This window comes from Granulicella sp. WH15 (assembly GCF_009914315.1).
Taxonomy (GTDB): domain Bacteria; phylum Acidobacteriota; class Terriglobia; order Terriglobales; family Acidobacteriaceae; genus Edaphobacter.
The window spans coordinates 2,297,782-2,314,866 of record NZ_CP042596.1; the positions used below are offsets into that span (position 1 = coordinate 2,297,782).

The following is a 17,085-nucleotide window of genomic DNA, read 5'->3' on the forward strand; positions in this document are numbered from 1 at the left end:
TCCTCACGCGACATCAAAATGTTCTTCAAGAACAGTTGCATGGGCTGTTCAAGGCTGATTTCGCTGTGCAAGACACATGGTTGGCACAGGCATCGCTTGGCCGACTTCATCGCTCTTCTGGTTCGCTTCCTGACTTCTTCGCCACACTGCAAATTAGTTCTACTCTCTCTACTTCTAAATGTAGAAGTTGAGACCTTCGACTTCGACCAAGGGTCGTCGGTGTCCTCCCCTGTTGTCGAATGCCGCTTGAGGCCAACGAGTGAGATTTGAAATTTTGATCCCCCAAAAGATTCCAAGCCCGACCTTACTATGTAAACTCTGCGCTAAATAATTGATAATGCTGCTCATCTCCTAGACATTCACCTTTTGGAAAGCCGTAGATATCAGTGACCACATCGACTATTGCGCCATAGATCTATCGGAAACTGAGCGGCTTCACGAGAATCCCGCTGTGCGGCTACTGAGAAGCCCACCCGGCGCCTTCACTCTTACCTTTCTGCACCGCGCGTTCAGAGAACATCACGCCATTTCCATTCCTGAGTCGCACCTACGCGCTCGCTTAGAGAATCTCCTTGAAGAAGCGCGTGCTCTTGATCCAGGCTCCTATCCGCAAACCGCATCCGATTACCTTGCAATTTGGTGCGGAGATGGGCAGCTTCTGCTGAAGAAACTGTACCGTGGACAAGCGGAAGAGCCAGTCTTTGAGCTCCAGTCGGGTGCGGAACGCGCAATGCAATCCTCCACCGTGACGACCGGCTGGCACAGGACTGGTTGATGATCGCGGAAAGTATCCGCGGTGCAATCGAAACCCGCTGTGTGGGCGAAGGTCCCACCGGTAGACGCTTTTTTGAAGGAGCAAGCGCCGATAGTTCTCTCATTCCAGGTCATGATGGAGAAGAGAGCGAGACGACCCTGATGCCATTCTATGGTTTCTGCGGTCCAGACGATCGCAGACTTCTCAATCACGCGGCATTGGCAATGACAACAGAAAATCCCTTCTACTCTTCTCCAGATCTCGATGCGATCTGGCGGTATAACCCTGACTTGCGCTTCGCTACATTCCCCGTCTGGACGACTGCCATCGCAGGCGCTGTGGACGAACTGCAACTTGCTGCTCACTGATTTGAACGGCTCAATCTAGTGGTGGCCCTCGCAATATGGAAGTAAAGATCAGTCTCGTCCCATGAGGGCCGATATTGCAAGAAAGTGCGGCTGGGGTGTTGCAGTCTATCTATGCCGTTTTGTGCATGACATTCTTGGTATTTCAGTGGGCGTCCCATCTAAATCAATTCATTTCGCCCCGTTCACTCCTTGGAATCGCTTTGTCTGGAAGAACGCGAAGACTGGACCTTCATGCTTTGACTTGAGTTTCGAGAAAAGTCGTAAGACGGTATCGACAACTGTGGCAAAATGAAAGGCCACACCTTACTCGGCAACCGTAGTCCTGATAGGGAGCTGCTCTCAGCGATCCGCGTGTGTCGAGAGCAGCCGCAAAACATCCTGCATCTAACGGTGCGGGGAAAGGCCCGCAATTCAAGTGCGGGCTCAGGCCGGTTTCAGGTCAATCTGTCCAGATCTCGGCCGAGGTCTCATAATCACTTTCAAAGAGAACAGCTCTGGACGATGCAACATTCTTCTATTTGTTGGATGCCCGCCGCCGCTATTCCCTTTAATGGGAATAGCGACAAAGTTCATGCCTCCCGAGAAAGTCCCGGAATTGCGAACAACTCAAGGCATTTAAATATTTAGTCACAGAAATGCGTTCCGGGGCCGCGAATCAACACTGACTCGTTCCATTCTCGACGGAGGTTCGCGGCCAATCCGAGAACCGGGCTGTCATTTCGTCGCCCGGGAGTTGCTCCTGCGCCGCCGAAAAAACAGCACTTCTTCAAACACTTGGAGCCTGAAGTTGTACCTCGACATGCATGGCAAGATCCAGGAGCGAAGAACAAAGTCGGAGTTCTGTGGACGAGTTTCCCTGGCCGCCCCTGGCTTCGCGGGTCGCCTTCTTGATCGACTCCAGAAGCAGCTTGTTCTGAGGGTCGCTCCCTCCAATTGGTGCTTCCGGATACCGTTCGATGGATTGAGCCGCGTTGAGAAGGATCTTTGAGGAGCGAAGCCTCACATCATCGACTAGTTCAGCATGCCGTGCATCGATCGTCCTGCTGAGTTGGAGCAGGCCAGTCTTCACGAGAAGATAGGCGCGTAACTGAGGAAGGAAGGATTCGACACAATAGTCCATAAAAGCGTCGGACTGGCTCTTTGGGAAGGACTCAAAGACCGAAAGGTCAGAAAGGGTACGAATCTTATCGAAGTTACGACTGATTCGATCGCACTCTGCCTGGAAGCGACGCGCCTGGTACCTCTGCTCAGCGCTGTTCGATTGATCCAGTCGCGCCACATCTCGGATCGCCATCAAGAGGATAGCCCGCATCGTTGTTGTAGCAGAGCGCGACCACAAGTGGTCGAAGATACCCCACATTGCAACAATCCCGAGAACAATCCCAAGGATTGCGTCGCGAGCCGGAAGCAGTGAGGTGTTCAAGGTGAAGCGGTTGAGATTCGTGAGGTCGTAGGCCAGCACAATCTGAAACCCAAGATAAGCCAGGCGCGGACTCGACGTAGCCGCCCATGCTCCGATCGCCATCACAAAGGCAAACAGGAGCGTGAACTCAGCAAGCGAATCGATCCGCGGCAGAATCAGCGTCTGGGCTCCAAAGCCGAGAATACAGGCACCGAGGATAAAGCCAGCGAATCGAAGCAATTGCTTATGCCTTGTTGCGCCTGTATTCGTGAGTGCCGTAAGGATGCAGGTTGTCACCGATCCCGAGAGAAACATCCATCCGACGCTTGTATAAAGGAGGTAGCAGGCCATCGCGCTCAGGGTTCCACGAATCGCAAACCTGAGATGATCCGGGTTGCTGAAGGCATCATCCTGAAAAATCTTCAGTTTCTGTTCCTCGCCGGGCTCGGACAAATGGTGGTGCTGTGGTGAGTAATTGCCGGAAAAGCTTTCTGCGATCAACTCAATATTTCTCTCAATTTCGGCGAGTACCGGATTCCCGTATCGATCCTCATCGGAAAGCTCTAGCCAGTCAGGCGCCTGCTCCTTTACAAGTCTAAGCCGGATCCCTGTGATATTTTGTGCGATCGAGTTGCAGCGAACAGTATCGGGAAGCGACAGCAGACGGACGGTTTCCCCAAGATTCACAGAGAGTTCTATCAGTTGTCCGGACAAGGCAATTACGGCTGCAAGCTGAGACTTGTAGGTGCTGTCGTAGCTCGAATGGACAAGCAGTTCTCGGAGATCTCCCGTGCCCTTCGTTGCATAGCGTTCTAACTGAATCCTAATTGGGGTGATGTTGGCATCGATGTCACCGCTTTGATTCAAGAGTTTTTCGGCCAGCACCAGGCGCTGTTGGATCCCATCGAGCACTGCGTCCGAAGAATGCGTCTGAGCGAAGAGTGTCTCGATGAGGGCTGAAATCACACATGCCATCAAAATGGAGAGGAGCGTATACAGGGTGAGCGTTACGCGGGTCGCAGGCGAAGCCCCCGTATCCCAGATGGTCATCGCCGAAGCCACCAAGACTCCGAGAGCCACGGCCGCGTCGTAGAGCTTCATCGCGCTGATGAGATAGAAGACGGCAAGAAGGTTCGCTATCAGCCAAAAAAAGTGCAGGAACGGCGAGCCCGCAAAGAGCATCGCTCCAAGGATGATCTCCGCTGCACCGAGCGTACAGGCTATTGACGTTCGTAACGCGGATCGCCGTGTTGCTCGCGGGCTGTCGCGTGAAAGCAGCAGTGGGTAGTAGGCGCCAAGCGCAGCGGCTGGTATGCGAAAAACCATCACCAGCACCATCACCGCGGTACAGGCGAGCACAATTCTAAAGATAAGCGAGAGCCTGCCGGGATACATGGCAAGCTCCGCACGGATTACACTCGCAGCGCGGCTGATCGTCGGAAATGCCTGAAGATTTCGAGCCATGGCGCTCCTTACCGGACGATGACAGTCGCCACCTGACCGACGCGCAGGACCGAAGGCGGTGGATTGAGGATGCGGATGCGCACTGGATAACGCGATGCAAGTCTTACCCAGTTCAGGGTGCGCTGCACATCAGGTAGACCAGAGGTTAGTTTTCCGATGACGTCGGGATCTGGTGTGACACCGTATCCGACGCTCTCGACCGAGCCACGGAGCTTCGTCTTCGAGTCGGACATCAGGTATACATCGACCGATTTCCCAGGCGTGATGTGGCTCAGTTGGGATTCACGAAAGTTGGCGAGCACCCACCATGTGCGGCTATCGATCAGCGTGAACACCTGCTGCCCCACCTTTGCGTACTGTCCTTCGGAGATGGTCAGGTTTGTGACCCGTGCATCGAATGGAGATACAACGCTGCACTGCTCGTAGTTGTATCGCGCCAGCCGAACTGCGGCAGCGCGGCTTTCCCGTTGCGCTACCAGCGGAGCAAGGACCAGGACTGAGTGCGCCGACTCGTTCACCTGTGCTTCACTCTGGGTCTTCTGTGCGACGGCCTGTTGCTTTTGGGCGCCTGCGGAGAGCAGCTTGGCCTTTGCCAGAGCAAGCTGCGATTCAGCTTGTTGCACTGCGGCAAGCTTTGCGTCTGCAAGCGTGCGTGCGCGATGGACGTCGTCGGTTGTGACAAAACCCTTGGCAAGCAAAGGTTCAATACGATGCAGGTTGCCCGAAGCGTACTCCGAATCAGCCTGGGCTTGTTTGATGGCCGCTTCGGCCGCAGAGATCGTGGCTTCACTCACTTTTATCTCGTCGTCGGCCCGAACCTCATTCGCTAAAGCCGCCTGTCTTCCGGCAGAGGAAACCTCGACGTGGCTCACCTGCGAAGAGATCTGTCGTGATTCATTTTCAATGAGTCCCTCAAGTTGTTCCTGCGCGGCAAGCGCGCTCTGGAGAGCATAGAGGTATGGGCGGTCATCGATCTTATAGAGAAGTGTGCCCTTCTTCACAAAGTCGTTGTCATGCACAGGCAACTCTGCGACGGGCCCCTCAACCAGGGGCGCTATGCCGATAGAGTTAGCCGCCACTTCGGCATCGTCCGTTCTTGGATAGGCAGTTACGCTACGTATGACCATAGCTCCTGATATCAACGCGCCCAAGATGATGCCTGCGCTGATGAGGTTTCCACGATTCGTTCGTTTCGAGTGTTCGTCGGTTTCGTTCAAGGGACTCAAGACCTCATTAGTTGAAGAAGATGATCCAGAGCGTGCAACTCAGGAAGCTGATGAGACAGGTGTAAACGATAGGCAGCGGCCAGAGTTCAAGCACCAATTTTGTTTTGGTGAACACTGCATGGATCACCGTCGTTAGCGCCGTCGCAACGGCGAAGCAAATAATCCAAGCAGGAAAATATGAACCGAGGAGGTTGAAGGTGGGTGAATAGGAACAGCCTCCCAAAGACAGCACAGCAAGGGTTGTGAGAACCAGAGTGGCGCACCTTCCATGCCGCTGCCTAAGATTTAGATGATGCGGCTTTAGGGTGATGATCTTCATGGGGTTTTGCCTTTCGATTACCGTTCGAGCAGATCGCCGGTCCTGAACGCTAGGCTGGTGAACGTTTGTAAGACGCGCGTGCGGGCTGTAACATCGAGAGCCCTGGCCCGTGCAAGATCGCGTTCTGCATTCAAAACATCAAGCAGGTTGCGCACGCCGTCCTTATACGACTCAACTGCCGCCGAATGGGATTCGGCAGCGGCCGTGAGTAACGATGCAGCAGCCTTCCGCTGCTCTAGCGAGGTGACAGCGTCCTCATAGCTTGCCCATACGCGATCGGCGATCTGATCTTCCCTTTCATGCACAGCGTTCTTCGCCGCTGCTTCCTCCGCTTTTGCCTGCCAGATACGATTCTCACGACGCAGGCCGTCGAAGATGGTCCATTTCAGCGAAAGACCTGCCTCATAGGTTCGAGTTTGCGCATAGGTTCCTGGAAAGGGATCCTGCTGTCCCCACGCACGAATCCAGCCTCCCTCGCCCTCAAAACTAAGCGTCGGGAAATAAGCAGCGTTGTCGTGAGCGACCTCGGCTTGGGCGGCCTTGACCCTTGCCCTATCGGCCAGCAGATCCGGGCGCTGTTGGTACGCGCTTGCAATCGCATCCTCTACGGACTGATCCAGACTATCGGGAATGTGAAGGTCATCCAACCCCTGGACCTTGAAAGAGTGAACGGGCTGGGCAGTGATGACTGTTGCCAAGTCTCCGAAGGCGGTCTTCTCCGCGCCAATCGCGCTTTGAAGATCGTAATTTGCCTTCTCTTTTTCCGCACGAGCTTCGAGAAGGTCTGGCAGCGTCGCAAGGCCGTTGTTACGTCTCTCCTGCGCTGCGTCATCGAGAGCCTTCGCATCGCTGAAATTCACTTCCGCTGCTACCCGCAACCCGCTGGCGTTGAGAAGAGCGTAGTACGCCTGGCTCACCTGTTGAATCAGTTGGAGGTGAGCGTCATTGAAGCTCAGATTCGCTGCGACCAGTTTTGCCTGCGCTGCAGTGATTTCAGACCGACGCGCTCCGAAGTCGACCAGCGTGTAGTCGAGATGGACAGCCGTGGCAAAGAGACCAATATCCTGCACTACGAAGCTGTTGTAGAGGAGCGGCGGGTTGTTGAAGTTCTTGGCTGTGGCGAACGCAAGCAGCGTGGGATACAAGTCACTTTTAGCGATTCCTACCGCGGCCGCACTGGCCCTGGCATGATTCCATGCCTCCTTGGTCGCTGGGTTCTTCGATTCGGCAATGTCGATCAACTGGCCGAGTGTGTAAGTCTCGGTTGCGTCCAACTCCGCCTCTCCATGTGTAACGACGGGGACGTACTTCTTCATGACCGCCGTAGACGGTTGCCAAGGTGCATCCGGAACACTCGGGGCGCGCTGACCCCACGTTCGGGGACCGACAGAACCAAGAGAGCACAAGATAAGCAGAGACCATGTCCGACTTGACTTGGGTATGTTTCCAGCAACAGACATCACAAGCACCAGCTTCCCATGAAGCCTGCTGGAGGGCCTTGCGTGAAAGTGCGGCCTGCGACGTGTGATTGCCAATTTGTATCCTGATAACTCGACATGAACTAAGATTCCTTACCGTCCGATCGCCACGGTTAGTGGCACGGTTACCAAGAGCGCAATCGTCGAGAGAAGCAAAATCGACGCTGTCTCGGCTTCGAGGGCCTTGTATTTTGCAGCAAACAGCACCACGGCTGTTGCCATTGGGAAGCTGGTGCAAACAAGGGCCTCGCGAGCAAAAGGACCGCTTACGTGCAGCAGTTGAAAGAGCACGAATAGAACCACAGTCTGGATCGTTATGCGGCCCAGGGTCCCGAGAAGCACCGTCTTCGACAGATGGAAGGTATGCGCAGCAAGTGTCAAGCCTACAGTAAAGACGGCAACCCCGGAGGTTGCCGAGCCTATCATCTCGAAAGAGCTGGCGACTGCCACTGGAATGTGGAAGCCGATGAGCACAACCAGGATTCCAAGTACCGGCGCCCATAGCAAGGTAGATTTGAGTCCGGCTTTGAGTCCTCCGATCACAGGAGAGGGTTGAGGCGTTGCCCCCGGAGCAGCCTCAATTGTCTTCGCGCCGTTCACCTCCAGAAAGATGATCGCCATCGGCATCACAAGATTGATCGCCAGAGCGACGAGACCGACGGTTCCTGCGCTGGTATCTCCCATGAGCGGCTGGAGGACCGCGATCCCGAAAACGGGGGTTGCGGAGCTGGATAGCATCAAAGCGCAGATAATAGCGCCTGCGCCCTTCAGGGACTCAATGCGCTGTAGGACGAGCAGCGCAACAAGGAAGAGCCCAACATGGGCCAGCAATAAGGCAAGTACAAGCCTTCCCTGTTGTAGCAGAAGGTCTCTCCGGATATCCGTCATGCTGACGAACAGAGCAGCGGGCAAGGCAAACCCCAGCGCCAGCTTGCTGAATCCGGCCGCTTGAATGGCATCAAAGGTGTGGCGCTTCCCCGCGGCGTATCCAAGGGCGAGAACGAAGAATACGGGGAGCAGCGCTACAACCAATCCGGCGATATTCATCAGGAACCTTCCTTATGGCTGCAACATCTTCAGCATTTTGAAGTGCGACGCTCTACTTCAGAGCCAACTTGCGTTGTCAGAATTCGATTTTGGTGCGAAACCCAAGGACCACCGCACGTTGAACCCCACCGCCCACGTTCGCGTAGTACTGAATCACAGGTTGCACAAGCATCATAGGGAGCACATCGAGAAGACTGTTGAACTCGACGCCATGCTCGGGCTTCCACGCAGGCATGCCTGTGGCAACGAAGTTGGAACTCTGGCTGGTTCGGACATAACCCAGCGACATCGTGTTGTGAAAAGGGACAGGCAACGGCTCGTTGAAGCGAAGACCAGCGGTCAACTGCCGGTTGACGTGGTTCACATCAGCAGGACTCCAATCGTAAGAGACCGTTCCGTCCAGTCCTCTCGCCTCGTGTGGGTCTATGCGCCAGAGGGCCTGATTCGCCATCCAATAGAGAAGGTAGTTACCCGAACGTTGCGTAGGACTCGTGGGGTTGGTGAACTTGCCGGGATTGTATGAGGCCCCAAACCGGTAGAGCCCGGAGTATCCCTTCCGACCCTCGACGCTGTCGAATGCTCGCACGGTGGTTGCCTTCTTGCCTGGGCTGAAGCCGATCTCCGAGACGCTCATCGGCGCGCCGCGAAACTGGGGAACCAGGCCAGTCGGGTTGTGTACGTACTGGTAGCGGTCGGCTGCCAGCACCATAGACTTCACATAGAAATGCTTAATTGGAACGACGCGAAGCTCCATCGCTGGCGTCGAAGGCGGATCGAAGCTCTCGAAGGTCGTCGATAGATTGCCGAGTGCATACCCCATCGGCTCGAAGATGAAAGACGCGGCATAGTGTTGCTCTCCGTAGAAGTCCTGCCCGGCAAACTGCCCGACGCGTATTGCCATGCGCTCGTGTCTGATCCGCTTCTCCAGCCACCACGAGTCAAGGCGGAAGGTATTTCCGCTGGACATGCCGCTCGGACTGGCCAGTGTGCCCAGATAATTGCTGAGAATTGCTCCGCCCTGCCAGAGCGCGGTCGCATGGAAGTACAGTCCGTCCTGATGAATCAAAGAACCAAAGTTAATATCGACGGTTCCGCGAACTCGATCGAACGCAGCGAGCCGTTCCTTCTGCACGCTCTTGATATTCCACAGAAAATCGCTAATGTATTGAAGGTCGAAGTTGACGCCTTTCTCTTCCAGACGGCTCCGCTCGCCTCCCCAATCTCCGAAGAGATGACCATGAGGGCCTTGTCCGATCTCATGGCTGTCGGGTCCGCCCAGAGTCTCCTCCTTCGAGGTCTGGCAGCTCGCGGTGGCGATGGTCCCAAAGAGTGCCATCGCAAAGAGAGTCAAAGCATACGTATTTCGCATGGTCATGAATGTTCCATACTCAGAAGGGGATCGCGATACCAGTAGACATGTAATGCAGGCAACAGTGGTCGGGGGACGATGAGGATTACATCCTCATCGTCCGGACCAGAATGAGAAGGATTAGGCGGTAGGAAACACCATCTTCTTCGGATCGACGACTTCGTCGAAGGTCTTCTCGTCGATCCAGCCGGTTGCCAGAGCCGCCTGCTTGAGAGTTGTCTCTTCGTCGAGAGCTTTGTGCGCGATCTTCGATGCCTTGTCGTAGCCGATAACAGGACTGAGCGCGGTCACAAGCATCAGCGAGTTCTGCACGAAGTATGCAATGCGCTTTTCATTCAGAGTCGTTCCTTCGACCGAAAAGATCCTAAACTTCTCGCAGCCGTCTGCCAGAATACGCGCCGAATGAAGGAAGTTATTGATGATAATGGGGCGCATCGCATTCAACTCGAAGTTGCCTTGCGAACCCGCGAATGCCACGGCAGAGTCATCGCCTATGACCTGGATACAGATCATGACCATGGCCTCGCACTGGGTCGGGTTCACTTTGCCGGGCATGATGGAAGATCCGGGCTCGTTCGCAGGGAGGATCAGTTCACCAAGCCCGCAACGTGGGCCAGAGGCGAGCCAGCGCATATCGTTGGCAATCTTCATGAGTGCAACAGCAAGCGAGCGAAGCGCAGAGTGTGCGTTGACCATGGCGTCAAGCGAACCCTGTGCCGCAAACTTATTAGGGGCGGTGATGAAGGGCAACCCTGTCAGCTCTGCGATCTTCGCCGCGATCTCTTCCGCAAAATGAGGAGGAGCATTCAGTCCGGTGCCAACCGCCGTTCCGCCCGCCGCCAGCTCGTAGATTCCACCGAGTGAGTTATCGATCAGACGAATGGCGTCGCGAAGCTGAACAGCATAGCCCGACCACTCCTGACCCACCGTGAGAGGCACAGCGTCTTCCAGATGAGTGCGGCCGATCTTGACGACGTGATACCACTGCTTCGCCTTCTCCTCGATCGCTGCGGCGAGGGCTTCCACCCTCGGTAGCAGATACTTTTTTACTTCAAGAGCGCTGGCGATGTGCATCGCCGTCGGGAAGGTATCGTTCGACGACTGCGCCATATTGACATGGTCGTTGGGATGGATCGGAGCCTTGCTTCCCAACTCCCCACCAAGCAGCTGGATTGCGCGGTTGGAGATAACCTCGTTGACATTCATGTTCGACTGCGTGCCAGAGCCGGTCTGCCACACATAGAGAGGAAACTCGCTATCCAGCTTTCCAGCGATGATCTCGTCAGCGACGTACGAGATAGCATCAGCTCTCCACGGCTCCAGACGTCCGGCCGCCGAGTTCACTAGGGCGGCGGCCTTTTTGACGTAGCCGTAGGCATGGTAGACCTGCTTCGGCATGTGGTCATCACCGATGGCGAAGTGGATCAGGGAGCGCTGCGTCTGCGCGCCCCAGTAATGATTCGCAGGAACTTCGATCTCGCCCATAGAATCGGATTCTTTGCGGTTGCCTGTTGCCTCGATGCCGATTGGAATCTGCTTTAACTCTTCCTGTGTAGACATGAATCACCCTTCTCTTTCAGGTTATGTATAGCGGCTTCTCTTGCGGTGTGATCTCAACCGGTTTTAGCAGAGTTGAGAGAGATCAAAGCACTCAGTCTTTCTGACGCTCGTATGGAAGATAGATCGGCTCCCAAATGTATGCCAGGAGCTCTTGTTCGAAGGCTTTCTCATCTGCCACTCCGGCGATGCCCTCAGAGATCGCCTGTTTTCCAACTGCCTCCGCGACCAGCAAACTCACTTTGCGGGAATCGGAGAGAGAAGGTAGGAGGTCAGCAGTTTTGTCTTTCTGAGTAGGAGACTGCGCCGCAAGGGCCTTCGCGGAAGCCATGATCATCGCGTCCGAGACGCGCTTGGCCTTCGACGCGAGAATGCCCAGCGCCAGCCCCGGGAAGATGTATGAGTTGTTGGTCTGCGCGAAATGAACGCTCCGTCCGTTCAGTTTGACGGGAGGAAAAGGGCTTCCCGTGCCGATCAGTGCTCGGCCATCCGTCCACTTGAGCAAGTCTTCTGGGACAGCTTCAGCGCGAGATGTTGGATTCGACAATGGGAAGATCACTGGACGATCCGCGTGACGGGCCAACTCGCGCACGATTTCTTCCGTAAACGTACCCGCCTGCCCTGAGACACCGATAAGAACGGTCAGCCCTGCATTGCGGGCGACATCTTCGAGTGAAACCTCTCCGGGTTTTGAAAGAGTCCAGTTTGCCAACTCTGCCTTGGTCCTCGCGTATGGCTCCTGGTCAGGGCGAAGGTCTTTCCCGCCTTCCACAATCAGACCGTAACGGTCGACCCCATAGAATCGCTTACGCGCTTCTGATTCGCTCAGGCCGTCCTCTTTGATCGCGGTCAATAGTAGATCCGCGATACCGATACCTGCGGTGCCAAAGCCGAAGATACCAATTTTTTGCTCTTTCAACGGTATGCCGGTTGCCGTGACCGCTGCGAGGATAGTCGCTGTCGTTACCGCAGCGGTTCCCTGGATGTCGTCATTGAAGGTGCAAAGCTGATCTCGGTAACGATCCAGAAGACGGCTGGCATTCGAGCCGGCAAAGTCCTCCCATTGCAGCAGAATATGAGGCCAACGGCGCTTTACCGCAGAGACAAACGCCTCGACGAAATCATCATATTCCTGCCCTCGTACCCTCTTGTGATTCCAGCCGATGTAGATTGGATCGTTAAGACGCTCCTCGTTGTCGGTTCCGACGTCGAGCAACACAGGCAGACAGTGCTCCGGCGGAATTCCCGCGAGAGCTGTATACAAAGCCATCTTTCCGATTGGGATCCCCATGCCCCCGGCTCCCTGATCTCCAAGCCCAAGGATGCGTTCGCCGTCGCTCACCACAATGCAGCGCACGTTATCGTAACGTGGGTCAGAGAGCATCTGATCGATGCGGTCCTTGTTCGGGTAGCTGATAAAAAGGCCGCGTGGCTTACGCCATATCTCACTAAAGCGCTGACAGCCTTCCCCGACCGAAGGGGTATACACAACGGGCAGAAACTTCTCGACATTATGCGTAATGAGTGAATAAAACAGGGTTTCGTTCGAGTCCTGCAGTTCCCTCATGAAACTATATCTTCCAAAACTCGTCGTCTGATCATCGAAAGCCTTCATCCGGCGCTCTCGCTGGTTCTCCAGGGTCCCAACATGCGGTGGCAGCAACCCGTGGAGGACGAATGTGTCCCTCTCCCCGTCCGTAAATGCAGTTCCTTTATTCAACCTCGGATTATTTAAGAGATCGTAACCGCTGAGGCTGGTCTTCACTGTACCGGCCTGATTGACGTTCTGCGCTTCGGATGGTGCGATCATTCAATCTTCCTTCTTTCATCGTTGTGAGCTGACATCAAGTAAGTGGATGAAGCCAAATTCCGAATAGGAGTCGAATGTGGCCTTTGGCCCTAGACCGGCTCCGTGAAAGCTTACGAGCCTACGCCGAATTCACACACGCCTTCCCGGTCCATCCCCCCTCGTCCTAGACGGCGGATTATTTTGGTGAAAAGAACATGATTCAATCCCAATTCCATACGAGTGCCGAACCGTGAATGCCGCGCGCTCAAATCCTGTTAACTCCTTGCATCCGTTGTCGCAAGTCCATTTCGTAACCGACAGTGTAGCCGTACAAACCAGGGCTGCCAATTATCACTTTGTATAGGTCGAGAGACCGGCAGCGATTGCTGCGAATTGTGCCGTCTACGTGATAATGTCAGCCAGGTTATGTTGGAAAGATACGCTTATTCGCGCAAAACGCCTTGGCTCACATTGGCGATCACGACAGTAATGGTCGGCATCGCGGCAGGCATCGGTGGGATGGCGCTCGGTTTGTTGCTGCGCTTCGTGCAACATGTTACCTATGGTTACAGTCTGCACGCGATCATCGGCGACGAAAGCTTCCTCCAGGGAGTCAGTGCCTCTTCACCTCTGCAGAGAGTCGCGGCGCTGTTTGTCTGTGGAATTGTGGCTGGAGTCGGGTGGTGGGCAGTCTATCGCTTCGGAAGTCCTCTGATTTCTATAAGCAAAGCTGTGGAAGCGCGCGGCCCCGAGATGCCGTTTTTCACCACCGTGTCACACACTGTTCTGCAGATTGTCACGGTGGGCATGGGATCGCCGCTTGGCCGCGAGGTCGCACCTCGAGAGGTCGGAGCTGTGCTTGCCACCCGGTTGTCCAGCTGGGCTGGTCTTAAGCCTGAATCTCGTCGGATCTTGATCGCCTGCGGTGCCGGAGCCGGACTAGCCGCAGTCTATAACGTTCCTTTGGGCGGGGCGCTGTTCACACTCGAGGTGCTTCTGGGAACCTTCAGCCTCTCGGCGTTAATCCCTGCACTCGTGACCTCAGTGATTGGGGCCTTGGTCGCCTGGATCGGTCTTGGCAATCAAAGGCAGTACGCTTTTCCCTATCTTGCTATCAGTCCTTCACTCGTCGTATGGTCGGTCGTATCGGGACCGCTCTTCGGCCTAGCTGCACACTGGTTTGTGTGGGCAACACGAGCCGCCCGTTCCCATGCACCGCGGGATCGCCGCCTCATCCTTTGGTGTCTGACGGTCTTTCCGGTGATTGGCCTTCTCGCCGTCCCGTTTCCGCAACTTTTGGGCAACGGAAAGAGCCTCACCCAGCTACTTTTAGAAAGTGAGCTCGGCATTACCCTTGCTGTAACGCTGGTCGTGCTAAGGATTCTCGTCACTCTTGGCGCGCTTTACGCTGGTGCAGAGGGTGGTCTCCTTACGCCAGGGCTAACGATCGGAGCCCTGCTTGGGACCATGGGAGGGGCGCTTTGGAATCACCTGTGGCCATCTGCTCCACTGGGGGCGTTTGCAATCGTCGGAGGCGCAGCATTCCTTGCCTCGTCAATGAAGATGCCTCTCACGGCGATTGTTCTTGTGATCGAATTCACTCGCGTTGACCACGACTTTTTGATCCCTACATGTCTCGCTGTGGCCGGATCGATCTCGGTCTCATATCTCCTTGCGGAGCGAAATCGGACTGCTTTGGAAGCCAGCCCTCTAGCTAAGACGCCCTGAGGATGAGGGTGTCCTGCTAAGATCCCTCCGTCCTCAAAGATGAGGTCGCAGAAACTACAGCCTGGAGGCCTTACCCACTTGGTTCTGTGATCCGGGTAGAGGCACTGCCAGGGCAACCGCAAGACCGATTGCAATCGCGCAGGTCAGGAGGACTGTGTAGAGAGCGAGAGATATCGTTTCGGCAACAAGCGAGCCTGGGCTGTTCCCTGCATCTCTCAGGATCTGTAGACCACCGATGACCGTCCGAAACGCGTAAGAACCCGGGACCAACGCCACAACGCTGGGAAACGCGAATGTGACCGAAGGCGTCCGAAAGTGCCTGGCAAACAAATGCGCCAGAAGACCCGCGATCATTGATCCAATCAGGGTGCCACTTACGATGTCGACACCGAGATGCATTAGGGCGGTCCGAAGGGCATGGCAACACACGCCGCAGATGACACATGCCCAGGAGTCGCGCAGTGCGACATTGAACAGAAAGACATAACCGATGGTCGTGACAGCGGAGAAGAAAGCATCCTCGGGAATCGCTAGCAGCGGCGCCAGTCCCGAGACCGGAATGCCGATGCCTGTGATGCCCATGGCGGCAAAAAGTCCCAGGGTGATGGCTACCACGACGAGCGCAGCAAAGGATAAGCGCGCAATGCTCAGCTCCATCTTGTTGTTGATGGCATCTCGAATGCCATTGATGAGAGGAACTCCAGGAACCAGAAGCATGCCGGGCGCAATCATGCACAGTGCGAGAAGGTTGCCCGCGTGTAGTTTCACGCCGAGACCGCCTATGATGCCACTGACCAGTGCGGAGACAAAAGGGATTATTAGTGGATGGGCACGCCAGTGCCCGAGCTGCTGTCGCACTGCGGTCCCAACCGTAGCAGCAAGGAAGACTGTGCAGAAGATAAACCAATCGCCCCCAAATAATCTCGAGAGGCTTGCCCCTGTCAGCCCAAGCGAAATGGCAACCAGCCAGTTGGGGTAAAGCAGGCTGGAGTGCTCAAGCGCCGCTAGCCGTATACCCGCCGTTGTCGCGTCCAGAAGTCCGGACGCTGTCTCATTGGTTATCCGATTGAGGCTTTCGACCGCGGTCATGTTCACGCCTGTTCCCGGAATATGTGTGCCGACTTTAGTGCGAAACTCAGCGTTCGCAATCACGGTGAGCAGGAGCGCCTCATAAGTGATGAGCAAATGCGCTTCATAACCCAATCCGCGGGCGAAGCGCTCCACAGAATCTTTTACATGCGCACTGTCGGCACCGCTCACCGTCAATTGACGACCGAGTTCGAGGGAAAGGTGCGCTACCTCCTCCGCGCCGGGCGAGTGTGAATGGGCAGCTGTCATGCAATTCTCCACCTCTAGATGGATATCAGGAACAGCGAGGAATGCCAACTACAGACAAGGTGTCGAAATGTCGACACCCTCAAATGGCCTTTCGACAGAATGGAGGTAGCGCGCGAACCTGGATTGCTCACAATACATGGAACAGCTTCAGGTTGAGGCCCTCAATTCAGCATGAGGTTAGAAAATGAACTCTGTGACTTATCTGGTCAAGGAATTGCTTGGACAGGGTAAGGCACTGCGATGATCGCAGCGTCCGAGCAGCATGTCGTGATCGTTGATAGCGATTTTGTCGGCCAGCATGTTGCCCCTGGGTTCTCATTCAATTCTTCGGAGTTAATTAGTTGACAGAAACAACTACCTTTCGATCTTTCGCGCTGCTGATACCTTAATCGGATGTTTGCAAGGGAGAACTACATATGCCAATTCTGAATTGCTCGATTCCACGATCACTCGAAACAGCTCTCGCCAACCAGGTGCGTAGCACCGGACAGACTCTTGCACAGATCGTCTCCAGTACGCTCGCGCACTGCTTGAACGTGCCTCTGCATACGCTCTTTCAGGTATCCACCTCGGGCGCATTGGTGAAGGGGGTATATGAGGGCGCGGTTTCCGCCGGTGTACTTAAGCGGCATGGAAACTTCGGCCTCGGAACCTTTGAGGATCTCGACGGAGAGATGGCCATCCTGGAGGGGCATATCTACCAAGCAAAGGGAGATGGCACAGTAGTCGAAGCTCCTGACAGTGCGAGCGCTCCGTTTGCGGTAGTGACACAGTTTGAGCCGGACGAAATTGGTGCGTTCGAGCATGTAGAAGACATCGGCCAACTGACGTCGCAGTGCGATACGTATCGCCAGTCGAATAACCTGTTCTACGCTTTCCGAATCGATGGCCACTTCGAACGTGTCCACACCCGGGCTATGCGTGCGACGACTGCCCCCCTGGCGCAAGCTGCAGCTTCCCAGCCTGAGTTCGAGTTCCATAACGTGGACGGCACTCTCGTTGGAATATGGTCTCCGCAATTTGCGAGCGCCTTTAACGTCCCTGGATACCACTTCCATTTTCTTTCTCTAGACAGAAGCAAGGGAGGTCATTTGCTCGATTGCACTGCCGGCAATCTCCATGTCCAGATAGAGAAGCTCAGCGACCTTCATATATCTCTTCCAGAGTCCGAAGAGTTTCTAAAGGCCGACTTTTCTCAAGACCCTTCCACAGCACTTGCCTACGCTGAACAGGTACACAAATAAGG

12 protein-coding genes are annotated in these 17,085 nt (G+C 55.2%); 3 read left to right on the forward strand and 9 right to left on the reverse strand.

All coding sequences use genetic code 11. The annotated features are described in order from the left end of the window. Positions 1-774 precede the first annotated feature (774 nt). Positions 775-1,122 (forward strand): hypothetical protein, encoded by a 348-nt coding sequence (locus FTO74_RS09620; RefSeq protein ID WP_162537954.1) that lies wholly within the window; start codon positions 775-777, stop codon positions 1,120-1,122. A gap of 766 nt (positions 1,123-1,888) precedes the next feature. On the opposite strand, the gene FTO74_RS09625 is transcribed toward FTO74_RS09620, so the two are convergent. The 8 genes from FTO74_RS09625 to FTO74_RS09660 all read right to left on the reverse strand — a co-directional run bounded on the left by FTO74_RS09625 (position 1,889) and on the right by FTO74_RS09660 (position 12,794). Next, positions 1,889-3,988 (reverse strand): FUSC family protein, encoded by a 2,100-nt coding sequence (locus FTO74_RS09625; protein WP_162537955.1) that lies wholly within the window; start codon positions 3,986-3,988, stop codon positions 1,889-1,891. An 8-nt stretch (positions 3,989-3,996) separates the two neighbouring features. Next, complete coding sequence (locus FTO74_RS09630; RefSeq protein ID WP_162537956.1) at positions 3,997-5,205, reverse strand: HlyD family efflux transporter periplasmic adaptor subunit; 1,209 nt, start codon at positions 5,203-5,205, stop codon at positions 3,997-3,999. Between the two features lie 16 nt (positions 5,206-5,221). Continuing rightward, positions 5,222-5,533 carry a YtcA family lipoprotein gene (locus FTO74_RS09635; protein ID WP_162537957.1) on the reverse strand — a complete coding sequence of 104 codons (312 nt, stop codon included), beginning with the start codon at positions 5,531-5,533 and terminating at the stop codon, positions 5,222-5,224. 17 nt (positions 5,534-5,550) lie between these two features. Beyond that, positions 5,551-6,849, reverse strand: coding sequence for a TolC family protein (locus FTO74_RS09640; RefSeq protein WP_162537958.1), 1,299 nt, complete (start codon positions 6,847-6,849; stop codon positions 5,551-5,553). Between the two features lie 255 nt (positions 6,850-7,104). Beyond that, positions 7,105-8,058, reverse strand: coding sequence for an AEC family transporter (locus tag FTO74_RS09645; RefSeq protein ID WP_162537959.1), 954 nt, complete (start codon positions 8,056-8,058; stop codon positions 7,105-7,107). Between the two features lie 76 nt (positions 8,059-8,134). Further along, positions 8,135-9,433 carry a carbohydrate porin gene (locus FTO74_RS09650; protein ID WP_162537960.1) on the reverse strand — a complete coding sequence of 433 codons (1,299 nt, stop codon included), beginning with the start codon at positions 9,431-9,433 and terminating at the stop codon, positions 8,135-8,137. Positions 9,434-9,547: 114 nt separating this feature from the next. After that, a complete protein-coding gene (gene fumC / locus FTO74_RS09655; protein WP_162537961.1) occupies positions 9,548-10,987 on the reverse strand; it encodes a class II fumarate hydratase in 1,440 nt (479 codons plus the stop codon). Between the two features lie 91 nt (positions 10,988-11,078). Then, positions 11,079-12,794 (reverse strand): NAD-dependent malic enzyme, encoded by a 1,716-nt coding sequence (locus FTO74_RS09660; protein ID WP_162537962.1) that lies wholly within the window; start codon positions 12,792-12,794, stop codon positions 11,079-11,081. Between the two features lie 450 nt (positions 12,795-13,244). Here FTO74_RS09660 and FTO74_RS09665 point away from each other — a divergent pair, with 450 nt between their 5' ends. Further along, on the forward strand, positions 13,245-14,501 hold the full coding sequence (locus FTO74_RS09665; protein WP_220399114.1) for a chloride channel protein: 1,257 nt from the start codon (positions 13,245-13,247) through the stop codon (positions 14,499-14,501). A gap of 54 nt (positions 14,502-14,555) precedes the next feature. On the opposite strand, the gene FTO74_RS09670 is transcribed toward FTO74_RS09665, so the two are convergent. Beyond that, complete coding sequence (locus FTO74_RS09670; RefSeq protein ID WP_162537964.1) at positions 14,556-15,839, reverse strand: threonine/serine exporter family protein; 1,284 nt, start codon at positions 15,837-15,839, stop codon at positions 14,556-14,558. Between the two features lie 416 nt (positions 15,840-16,255). On the opposite strand from FTO74_RS09670, the gene budA reads away from it, so the two are divergent. Continuing rightward, on the forward strand, positions 16,256-17,083 hold the full coding sequence (gene budA, locus FTO74_RS09675) for an acetolactate decarboxylase (protein WP_162537965.1): 828 nt from the start codon (positions 16,256-16,258) through the stop codon (positions 17,081-17,083). Positions 17,084-17,085: the final 2 nt, after the last annotated feature.

Excerpts from the sequence above, each read along its gene's own strand:
- FTO74_RS09620 (WP_162537954.1), top strand. The coding sequence starts at position 775 with ATGATCGCGGAAAGTATCCGCGGTGCAATCGAAACCCGCTGTGTGGGC.
- FTO74_RS09625 (WP_162537955.1), bottom strand. The coding sequence starts at position 3,988 with ATGGCTCGAAATCTTCAGGCATTTCCGACGATCAGCCGCGCTGCGAGT.
- FTO74_RS09635 (WP_162537957.1), bottom strand. The coding sequence starts at position 5,533 with ATGAAGATCATCACCCTAAAGCCGCATCATCTAAATCTTAGGCAGCGG.
- FTO74_RS09640 (WP_162537958.1), bottom strand. The coding sequence starts at position 6,849 with ATGAAGAAGTACGTCCCCGTCGTTACACATGGAGAGGCGGAGTTGGAC.
- FTO74_RS09645 (WP_162537959.1), bottom strand. The coding sequence starts at position 8,058 with ATGAATATCGCCGGATTGGTTGTAGCGCTGCTCCCCGTATTCTTCGTT.
- FTO74_RS09650 (WP_162537960.1), bottom strand. The coding sequence starts at position 9,433 with ATGACCATGCGAAATACGTATGCTTTGACTCTCTTTGCGATGGCACTC.
- fumC (WP_162537961.1), bottom strand. The coding sequence starts at position 10,987 with ATGTCTACACAGGAAGAGTTAAAGCAGATTCCAATCGGCATCGAGGCA.
- FTO74_RS09660 (WP_162537962.1), bottom strand. The coding sequence starts at position 12,794 with ATGATCGCACCATCCGAAGCGCAGAACGTCAATCAGGCCGGTACAGTG.
- FTO74_RS09670 (WP_162537964.1), bottom strand. The coding sequence starts at position 15,839 with ATGACAGCTGCCCATTCACACTCGCCCGGCGCGGAGGAGGTAGCGCAC.
- budA (WP_162537965.1), top strand. The coding sequence starts at position 16,256 with ATGCCAATTCTGAATTGCTCGATTCCACGATCACTCGAAACAGCTCTC.